General features: G+C 71.6%; 12 protein-coding genes. 11 read left to right on the top strand and 1 reads right to left on the bottom strand.

The features are described from left to right. From DW299_RS01360 to DW299_RS01330, 7 genes are all read left to right on the top strand, one after another. On the top strand, positions 1-512 hold a 512-nt coding region (locus DW299_RS01360), incomplete at its 5' end, for a helix-turn-helix transcriptional regulator (protein ID WP_136035369.1). A gap of 145 nt (positions 513-657) precedes the next feature. Further along, on the top strand, positions 658-1,089 hold the full coding sequence (gene rplK / locus DW299_RS01355) for a 50S ribosomal protein L11 (protein WP_025102337.1): 432 nt from the start codon (positions 658-660) through the stop codon (positions 1,087-1,089). 11 nt (positions 1,090-1,100) lie between these two features. Further along, a complete protein-coding gene (gene rplA / locus DW299_RS01350) occupies positions 1,101-1,790 on the top strand; it encodes a 50S ribosomal protein L1 (RefSeq protein WP_136034399.1) in 690 nt (229 codons plus the stop codon). Between the two features lie 172 nt (positions 1,791-1,962). Beyond that, positions 1,963-2,781 carry an amino acid ABC transporter substrate-binding protein gene (locus tag DW299_RS01345; protein WP_136035368.1) on the top strand — a complete coding sequence of 273 codons (819 nt, stop codon included), beginning with the start codon at positions 1,963-1,965 and terminating at the stop codon, positions 2,779-2,781. A gap of 3 nt (positions 2,782-2,784) precedes the next feature. Beyond that, complete coding sequence (locus DW299_RS01340; RefSeq protein ID WP_136035367.1) at positions 2,785-3,450, top strand: amino acid ABC transporter permease; 666 nt, start codon at positions 2,785-2,787, stop codon at positions 3,448-3,450. Continuing rightward, positions 3,437-4,240: an amino acid ABC transporter ATP-binding protein gene (locus DW299_RS01335; protein WP_136034393.1), complete on the top strand. Its 804-nt coding sequence runs from the start codon at positions 3,437-3,439 to the stop codon at positions 4,238-4,240. Before DW299_RS01340 ends, DW299_RS01335 begins: the two co-directional genes overlap by 14 nt. A 45-nt stretch (positions 4,241-4,285) precedes the next feature. After that, complete coding sequence (locus DW299_RS01330; protein ID WP_136035366.1) at positions 4,286-4,642, top strand: iron chaperone; 357 nt, start codon at positions 4,286-4,288, stop codon at positions 4,640-4,642. Positions 4,643-4,648: 6 nt separating this feature from the next. Here DW299_RS01330 and DW299_RS01325 read toward each other — a convergent pair whose 3' ends face one another. After that, positions 4,649-5,320 carry a LysE/ArgO family amino acid transporter gene (locus DW299_RS01325; RefSeq protein WP_136035365.1) on the bottom strand — a complete coding sequence of 224 codons (672 nt, stop codon included), beginning with the start codon at positions 5,318-5,320 and terminating at the stop codon, positions 4,649-4,651. Positions 5,321-5,390: 70 nt separating this feature from the next. Here DW299_RS01325 and DW299_RS01320 point away from each other — a divergent pair, with 70 nt between their 5' ends. The 4 genes from DW299_RS01320 to DW299_RS01305 all read left to right on the top strand — a co-directional run bounded on the left by DW299_RS01320 (position 5,391) and on the right by DW299_RS01305 (position 8,330). Then, entirely contained in the window at positions 5,391-6,296 is a 906-nt protein-coding gene (locus DW299_RS01320) for a LysR family transcriptional regulator ArgP (protein WP_136034386.1), read from the top strand. Positions 6,297-6,450: 154 nt separating this feature from the next. Further along, positions 6,451-7,077, top strand: a complete 627-nt coding sequence (locus tag DW299_RS01315) for a SipW-dependent-type signal peptide-containing protein (protein ID WP_136035364.1) — start codon at positions 6,451-6,453, stop codon at positions 7,075-7,077. A gap of 7 nt (positions 7,078-7,084) precedes the next feature. Next, a complete protein-coding gene (locus DW299_RS01310; protein WP_136035363.1) occupies positions 7,085-7,702 on the top strand; it encodes a SipW-dependent-type signal peptide-containing protein in 618 nt (205 codons plus the stop codon). Positions 7,703-7,733: 31 nt separating this feature from the next. After that, entirely contained in the window at positions 7,734-8,330 is a 597-nt protein-coding gene (locus tag DW299_RS01305) for a signal peptidase I (RefSeq protein ID WP_136035362.1), read from the top strand. Positions 8,331-8,359 lie beyond the last annotated feature (29 nt).

Raw genomic sequence — 8,359 nt, 5'->3', positions numbered from 1 at the left:
CCGGCCGCCGGGTGCGCTTCGGCTACGGCGACGCCGGGCGGCCGGTCGAGGTGGTGCCGCTCGTGGTCGGCAGCCGCGGTCCGCGGTGGTATCTGCTCGCGGCGCCGGGGCGGAACGGCGGGGCCGACGTGGATCGGCTGCGCACGTACCGGGTCGACCGGATCGCGGATCTCGCCCTCACCGACGAGCGGGGGGAAGGGCCGGACGGCTTCGACGCGCCTGCCGCGTGGGAGCGGATGGTCGAGACGGTCGAGGGGCTGCGGGGCGAGGCGCGCGCCGTGATCCGCGCGGAGGCCTGGGCCGTGCGCGCGGTGCTCGACCGCTTCGGGCGCCAGGCCGCGGTGATGGATGCCGACGAGGGACTGATCGAGGTGCGGGCCCACCGTGCGGACGCTCTGGCCGAGCAGCTCGCCGGGTGGACGGGCGCCGTGGAAGTGCTCGAACCCGTCGAGGTGCGTGCAGCCCTGCGCGAGCTCGGGCAGCGGATCGCGGAGCAGTACCGCGACCCCTGACCCTGCGCGGAAGTGGGACGCGGGATGCGGTAGACTCTTATGGTTTGTGCGCCGCTTCGGCGTGCGCGCTGACGACCACGACCCGGAGATGCCGGGTCCGTGGGAGAAGCGGGTGTCCGCATCCGCCTCGAGGAAAGGAAAGAGAATGGCACCGAAGAAGAAGGTGACCGGCCTGATCAAGCTTCAGATCAACGCCGGTGCCGCCAACCCGGCGCCGCCGATCGGCCCCGCGCTCGGTCAGCATGGCGTCAACATCATGGAGTTCTGCAAGGCGTACAACGCCGCGACCGAGTCGCAGCGCGGCAACGTCATCCCCGTCGAGATCACCGTCTACGAGGACCGCAGCTTCACCTTCGTCCTGAAGACCCCGCCAGCGGCGGAGCTCATCAAGAAGGCCGCCGGCGTGCAGAAGGCCTCGGCCACCCCGCACACCGTCAAGGTCGGCAAGATCACCAAGGACCAGGTCCGTCAGATCGCCGAGCAGAAGCAGGCCGACCTGAACGCGAACGACATCGAGGCCGCCTCGAAGATCATCGCCGGCACCGCCCGTTCCATGGGCATCACGGTCGAGGGCTGAGGAGAATAATCATGGCTACCAAGTCCAAGGCTTACAAGGCTGCCGCCGAGAAGATCGAGGCAGACCGTTTCTACACGCCCGCCGAGGCCGTCGCGCTCGCGAAGGAGACCGGTTCGGCGAAGTTCGACTCGACCGTCGAGGTCGCGCTGAAGCTCGCCGTCGACCCCCGCAAGGCCGACCAGATGGTGCGCGGCACCGTCATCCTGCCCCACGGCACCGGTAAGACCGCCCGCGTCATCGTCTTCGCCACGGGCCCCGCGGCCGAGGCCGCGATCGCCGCAGGTGCCGATGAGGTCGGCGGCGCCGAGCTCATCGAGAAGGTCGCCGGCGGCTGGACCGCGTTCGACTCGGCCGTCTCCACCCCGGAGCTCATGGGCCAGGTCGGTCGTCTCGGCAAGGTGCTGGGTCCGCGTGGCCTGATGCCGAACCCGAAGACCGGCACCGTGACCCCGAACCCGGCCAAGGCCGTCGAGGAGATCAAGGGCGGAAAGATCGAGTTCCGCGTCGACAAGCACGCCAACGTGCACTTCGTCGTCGGCAAGGCGTCCTTCACCGCCGAGCAGCTGAACGAGAACATCGGCGCAGCGCTCGAGGAGATCGTCCGCCTCAAGCCGTCGAGCGCGAAGGGCCGCTACATCCAGAAGGGTGCGGTGTCGACCACGTTCGGCCCCGGCATCCCGCTGGACGTCAACGCCATCTGAGCCTGACTCACCGAAACGCCCCCGGGTTCCGCCCGGGGGCGTTTCGCGTCCTCCGCCCCGCGTCGACACGGAGCGTCATCGGATGCGGCGGATCCCGCGACGGCACGTACTGTGGGGAGGTCCCGCGCCGGTCGCGTAAACTCGCACCGCGCCTCTCACCCCAGGAGGGTCCATGTCCCGTCGTCTCATCGCCGTCACCGCACTCGTCGTCGCCGCCGCGGCGCTCACCGCCTGCAGCGGCTCCACCACGCCCGCGAGCACGTCCGGTGCGGAGAGCACCGCGGGCTCCGACTTCGGCCTGGTGAAGGACGGCACGCTCACGGTCGCGACCGAGGGCACCTACCGCCCGTTCAGCTTCCACGACGACGGCGGCTCGGGCGACCTGACCGGCTACGACGTCGAGATCATCCAGGCCGTCGCCGACAAGCTGGGCCTCGAGGTGGAGTTCCAGGAGACGCAGTGGGACGCGATCTTCGCCGGTCTCGACGCCGGCCGCTTCGACGTGATCGCGAACCAGGTCTCGATCAACGACGAGCGCGAGGCGAAGTACCTCTTCAGCGCGCCCTACACCGTGTCGCCCGGCGTCATCGTGGTGGCCGAGGACGACGACTCGATCAGCTCGTTCGACGACCTGGCCGGCAAGACCACGGCCCAGTCGCTCACCAGCAACTGGTACGAGCTGGCGACCGACTCCGGCGCCAAGGTCGAGGCCGTCGAGGGCTGGGCGCAGGCCGTGGAGCTGCTGCGTCAGGGCCGTGTGGACGCGACCGTGAACGACAAGCTGACGTTCCTCGACTACGAGACCACGAACAGCCCGACGGGGCTGAAGATCGCGGCGGAGACCGAGGACGCCGGCGAGCAGGCGTTCGTGTTCACGAAGGACAAGACCTCGCTCGTCGAGGCCGTGGACGGCGCTCTCGAGGAGCTGCGCGCCGACGGCACCCTGGCGGAGATCAGCGAGAAGTACTTCGGCGAGGACGTCTCGCAGTAACCGATGGCGAACCCCTGGCAGCTGTTCCTCGACTCGCTCTGGCCGATCGCCTGGGCGGGCCTGACGGCGACGGTGCCGCTCGCGCTGGTGTCGTTCGCGCTGGGGCTGCTGATCGCGGTCGGGGTCGCGCTGATGCGGATCTCGGTGCATCCGGTGGTGGCGGGCGTCGCGCGCTTCTACATCTCCGTGATCCGCGGCACGCCCATGCTGGTGCAGCTGTTCGTGATCTTCTACGGGATGCCGTCGATCGGCATCACGCTCGACCCGTGGCCGAGTGCGATCATCGCGCTGTCGCTCAACGTGGGCGGCTACGGAGCCGAGGTCGTGCGGGCCGCGATCCTGTCGGTGCCGAAGGGGCAGTGGGAGGCGGCGTACACGGTCGGGATGAACCGCACCCGCACGCTCACGCGGATCATCCTGCCGCAGGCGGCGCGGGTCTCCGTGCCCCCGCTGTCGAACACGTTCATCTCACTCGTGAAGGACACCTCGCTCACGTCGCTGATCCTGGTGACGGAGCTGTTCAAGGTCGCGCAGCAGATCGCGGCGACGACCCTCGAGTTCATGGTGATCTACCTCGCTGCGGCGCTGGTGTACTGGGTGTTCTGCCTGGTGCTGTCGTTCGGCCAGAGCGCCCTGGAGAGGAGGCTCGACAGCCGTGTCGCCCACTGACCAGACGCCCGTCCCGCTGCTGTCCGCCCGCGGACTGCGCAAGAGCTTCGGCGACACCGAGGTGCTGCGCGGGATCGACCTGACGCTGCACCGCGGAGAGGTGCTGGTGCTCATCGGCCCGAGCGGCTCGGGGAAGACCACCGTGCTGCGCGCGCTCAACGGCCTCGAGACGCCGGACGCCGGCACCATCACGGTCGACGGCGGGCCCGAGCTCGACTTCGCCCCCGCCGAGCGGCCGCGGCCTCGCGCGCAGAAGCAGCAGCGGCTCGCCCTCCGCGATCGCTCCGCGATGGTGTTCCAGCACCACAACCTGTTCCCGCATCTGACGGTGCTGCAGAACGTGATCGAGGGGCCCTGGCGTGTGCAGCGGCGGCCCAGGGCCGAGGTCGTGGCTGAGGCCCTGGCCCTGCTCGACCGGGTGGGCCTGGCGGACAAGGCGGACGCCCGTCCGCATCAGCTGTCCGGAGGGCAGCAGCAGCGCGTGGGGATCGTGCGTGCTCTCGCTCTCAAGCCCGACCTGCTGCTGTTCGACGAGCCGACGAGCGCGCTCGACCCCGAACTCGTCGGGGAGGTGCTGCTGGTGATCAAGGAGCTCGCCGACGAGGGGTGGACCATGGCGGTCGTCACGCACGAGCTGAGCTTCGCGCGCGAGGTCGCCGACCACGTCCTGTTCCTGGACGGCGGGGTGGTGGTCGAGGAGGGGCCGCCGGCCGAGATCTTCCGCGCCCCGCGACACGAGCGCACGCAGCGGTTCCTCACGCGCATCCTCCGCCCGCTCGACGGCGCCTGAGACCCGGGGCTCGTGCGCGCCGCCGATCGGTGACAGGATGCGGTCGTGGGAACCATCGACGACTACCTGACCGGGCTCGCCCCCGCGGACCGCGCGGCGATCGACCGCGTGTACGCGATCGCGCGGGAGGAGGAGCCGGATGCCGAGCAGGGCACCGGCTACGGCATGCCCGCCCTCGTCCACGGGGGCAGACCGCTGCTGTCGGTGATGCGCGCCAAGAAGCACATCGGCGTGTATCCCTTCAGTCCCGACGCGGTCGCGGCCGTGGCGGCGGCGCTGGCCGATCATCCGGGCGCCAGCGTGGACAAGGGGACGATCCGCTTCCAGCCGGAGCATCCGATCCCGGAGCAGACGCTGCGCGCGCTGGTGCGGGCGCGGCTGGCGCAGATCGACGGAGTCTGAGCCGGATCAGCCGCCGAACACGGGGAGGATCAGGCTCACGGCGAGCGCGACCATGATCACGGCGATCACCGCGTCGAGAACCCGCCACGACCGCTCGGTGCGCAGCCAGCGCCCGAGGTAGCGTGCCCCGAAACCGAGGGCCGTGAACCACAGGGCACTGGCGAGGATGGCCCCGGCGGCGAACAGCCAGCGCTGCTCGCCGTGCGTCGCGGCGATCGACCCGAGCATCAGGACGGTGTCGAGGTACACGTGCGGGTTGAGCCAGGTGAGCGCGAGGACGGTGAGGAGCACGGGGGCCAGACGTGTTCCGCTCCGGGTGGCGGTCGCGGTGCCGCCGGCCGATCGACCGGTCCCCGTTCCGTCGGCGGGGGAGGACGCATCGACCGCCAGCACCTCACCGCCGCGCCAGGCGCGCCGTGCCGCGAGCAGCCCGTAGCCGAACAGGAACAGCGCCCCGGCAACCCGGGCGACGACCACGAGCCACGGCGCAGCCTGGAGCAGGAAGCCCAGCCCGGCGACACCGGCGGCGATCAGCACGGCGTCGGAGACGGCGCACACGATCACGACCGCCAGCACATGCTCCCGCCGGATGCCCTGGCGCAGGACGAAGACGTTCTGGGCGCCGATGGCCACGATGAGGGAGAGGCCGAGTCCGAGACCGGCGAGGACGGTGAGCATGGCACCAGCCTAGGAAGCGACTGCCATCAGAGAAAGCGAAGATTTCTTCCGAACCATTAGCATCACTGATGTGAGGATCGATCCGGAGCTCGCCGCGACCCTGGCCGCCGTCGCCGACGAAGGCACTCTCGACGCGGCATCGCGCCGACTCCGGATCACGCCGTCCGCGGTCAGCCAGCGGCTCAAGAGCCTGGAGGAACAGCTGGGGCGCATCCTGCTCGTGCGCAGCAAGCCCGCGCGGCTCACCGAGGCCGGCGAGGCGGTGGTGCGACTGGCCAGGCAGGTGGCGCTGCTGGAGCACGACGCGCTCGCCGGGGTGGGCATCGGCGACGACGGCTCCGAGCGGCGCATCGTCGTTCCGCTCGCCGTGAACGCCGACTCGATGGCGACGTGGTTCCTCGCGCCGATGGCACGACTCTCCGCCACGCACGACATCGACGTCGACCTGCACCGGGACGATCAGAACTTCACCGCCCGGCTGCTGGAATCCGGCACGGTGATGGCCGCGGTGACGAGCGAGGAGACCCCGGTGGCCGGATGCTCGGTCGCACCTCTCGGGGTGCTCGAGTATCGCGCCATGGCGGAGCAGGGCTTCGCGGACCGGTGGTTCGCCGAGGGGGTGAGCGCCGCCGCTCTCGCCCGCGCGCCCTTCGTCGACTTCGACCGTCGCGACACGCTGCAGCACGAGTGGCTCGCGGCCATGTCCGTCACGCAGCAGGGCGTGCCGCGGCACTACGTCCCCGCGTCCCACGACTACGCGATCGCGGTGTCGCTCGGCCTCGGCTGGGGGATGGTCCCGCGGCTGCAGGAGACGCCCGGACTGGTCGCGCTCGGGGGTCCGACGCTGAAGGTCGCACTGTACTGGCAGCAGTGGAACCTGCGGTCGACGCTGCTCGACACCATCGCCGCAGAGGTGGCCGACGAGGCGCGGCGGGTGCTCGCCCCGGTCGCGCCCGCCCGCCGGTCGCGCCGCTGACAGGACGATCCCCGGCTGCGCGGATTGTGCCACGGCTGCGCGCGGATCCGCCTTGTCTGGTCCGAGGGGCTCGGAGAGGATGCGAGGACGCGGGAGAATCCTCCGAGTTCCGCTCGCCGGCGTTCCCCGAGATCGACGACGGAGGGGGAACGACATGGCGACGACCACGACCCGGCGAAGGGTCCGCGCGGTCCTGGCAGGAGGACTCGTCCTCGGAGTGGGAGCGGCGGTCACGCTCGCCGCGTGGAACGACTCCGAGTTCGCGACCGGAACGTTCACCGCGGGCTCGTTCAACCTGGAGGGCTCGACCGACGGCACGGCCTTCACCGACCACAACGTCGACGACGGCGACACGGCCGCCGCCCTCGCGTTCACGCTCCCCGCCGGCGTCGTCGGCAACATGTCGCCCGGCGACACCGTCTACGCGGGTTTCTGGGTGCGTCTCGCGGCCGGCACGACCACCGGGGCCAGCCTCGTCGCGGCGGGCACGACCGCGGATCCCGCGGCGAGCTCCAACACCGATCATCTGTCCTACGCGATCTACCCGCTCGCTCCCGGCGCCACCTGCAACGCGGCCAGCGCGACCGGAACCGCCGTCGCCTCCGGGGCCACGCTCGACGCACAGACAGGCGTGACCGCCGTGACGCTCACCGAAGGAGCCTCCGCCGCCACCCCGGGCACCGCCGTGCAGCTGTGCGTCGCGGTCACGGCCGCCGCCGCGCTCGAACCCGGCCTGGTCACGAACGCGACCTGGGAGTTCACGGCCACGTCGACGAGCTGAGCGGGCCATGGGTACCCGCAGGCAGCGGCGGGAGAGGATCCGGCTCCGCTCCCGCCGCCTCCGAGCCCTCCTGGCGGGCGGTCTGGTGCTCGGCATCGGGGCGACCGCGACACTCGCCGCCTGGAACGACTCGGAGTTCGGCTCGGCCACGTTCACGGCCGGCCGGTTCGACCTCGTCGGGGCGACCGACGGCGTCACGTTCTCCAGCCACGCGACCACGGGGGCGGCGGCCGCCCTGAACTTCCAGCTCCCGCCCACGGCCATGGCGCCCGGCACCACGACGTATGCGCTGTTCAGCGTCAAGACCGCGTCGCCCTCGGTCGCCGGCGTGCTCCAGCTCACGGCCGGGACGCCGGGCGGCACGGGTCTCGCGTCGTCGCTCACCTACGGGGTGCGTGCGATCGCCGGGACCACGTGCTCGGCGGCGACCTACCCCGGCGGCACCGCCGTGGTCGCGGACGGCTCCGCGCTCACGGCCGGCGGCGCCTCGACGCAGGCGGTGTCCGCGAACGGCGCATCGGTCGTGAACTACTGCTTCGCGGTGACGCTGCCCACCACGGCGCCGAACACCGCGCAGGGCCTGACGATGACCCAGACATGGCAGATCCAGGGTACGTCGTCGTAGCCGCCGCAGGGCACGGGCGAGAGGAGGGGTCGTGACGGCACTCACCCGCCGCGAGGCGCGCGCGCAGCAGAGCGGGGAAGCCGGGGCGCGGGCGCAGCACCCCACCCGGCGCCTCGGGTTCGCGCGCGCGTTGGGCGATGCGCTGCTGTGGCTCGCCGCCGCCGCGGGCGTCGTGTGCATCGTGCTGGTGCTGCTGGCGGCCACGGCGCAGATCACGCTCATCCTGTTCCGCACGGGCTCGATGTCGCCGACCATCCCGGCCGGATCGGTCGCCGTGGTGCAGCGGGTCCCTGCCGCGGCGGTGGAGGTGGGCGACGTCGTGACGGTCGACCGCCCCGGCGACCTGCCCGTGACCCACCGCGTGACCGCGGTGCAACCGGGCGCCGCGGCGGGGGAGCGCGTGCTGACGCTGCGGGGCGATGCGAATGCGGTCGACGACCCGTTTCCGTACACCGTGACCTCCGTGCGCACCGTGCTGTTCGCGGTGCCGGGCCTGGCGACCGTGATCGCCGCACTCGGGCATCCCGTCGTGCTCGGCGGTATGACCGTGGCCGCGGCCGCGCTGGTGGTGTGGGCCTTCTGGCCGCGGTCGCCGCGACGCGCTCGCACCGAGGGCGGTCCGCCGTGAGGCCCCGCGTCGCGCTCGCGGTCCTGGCG

The organism is Microbacterium sp. K35 (assembly GCF_004794375.1).
GTDB lineage: Bacteria > Actinomycetota > Actinomycetes > Actinomycetales > Microbacteriaceae > Microbacterium > Microbacterium sufflavum.
The sequence above is the reverse complement of the archived record's forward strand: the minus strand, read 5'-3'. Positions and strand labels throughout refer to the sequence as shown.

What these genes read in the sequence shown, in the direction of transcription:
- rplK (WP_025102337.1), top strand. Translation starts at nt 658, where the DNA reads ATGGCACCGAAGAAGAAGGTGACCGGCCTGATCAAGCTTCAGATCAAC.
- DW299_RS01310 (WP_136035363.1), top strand. Translation starts at nt 7,085, where the DNA reads ATGGGTACCCGCAGGCAGCGGCGGGAGAGGATCCGGCTCCGCTCCCGC.
- DW299_RS01325 (WP_136035365.1), bottom strand. Translation starts at nt 5,320, where the DNA reads ATGCTCACCGTCCTCGCCGGTCTCGGACTCGGCCTCTCCCTCATCGTG.
- DW299_RS01340 (WP_136035367.1), top strand. Translation starts at nt 2,785, where the DNA reads ATGGCGAACCCCTGGCAGCTGTTCCTCGACTCGCTCTGGCCGATCGCC.
- DW299_RS01345 (WP_136035368.1), top strand. Translation starts at nt 1,963, where the DNA reads ATGTCCCGTCGTCTCATCGCCGTCACCGCACTCGTCGTCGCCGCCGCG.
- DW299_RS01315 (WP_136035364.1), top strand. Translation starts at nt 6,451, where the DNA reads ATGGCGACGACCACGACCCGGCGAAGGGTCCGCGCGGTCCTGGCAGGA.
- rplA (WP_136034399.1), top strand. Translation starts at nt 1,101, where the DNA reads ATGGCTACCAAGTCCAAGGCTTACAAGGCTGCCGCCGAGAAGATCGAG.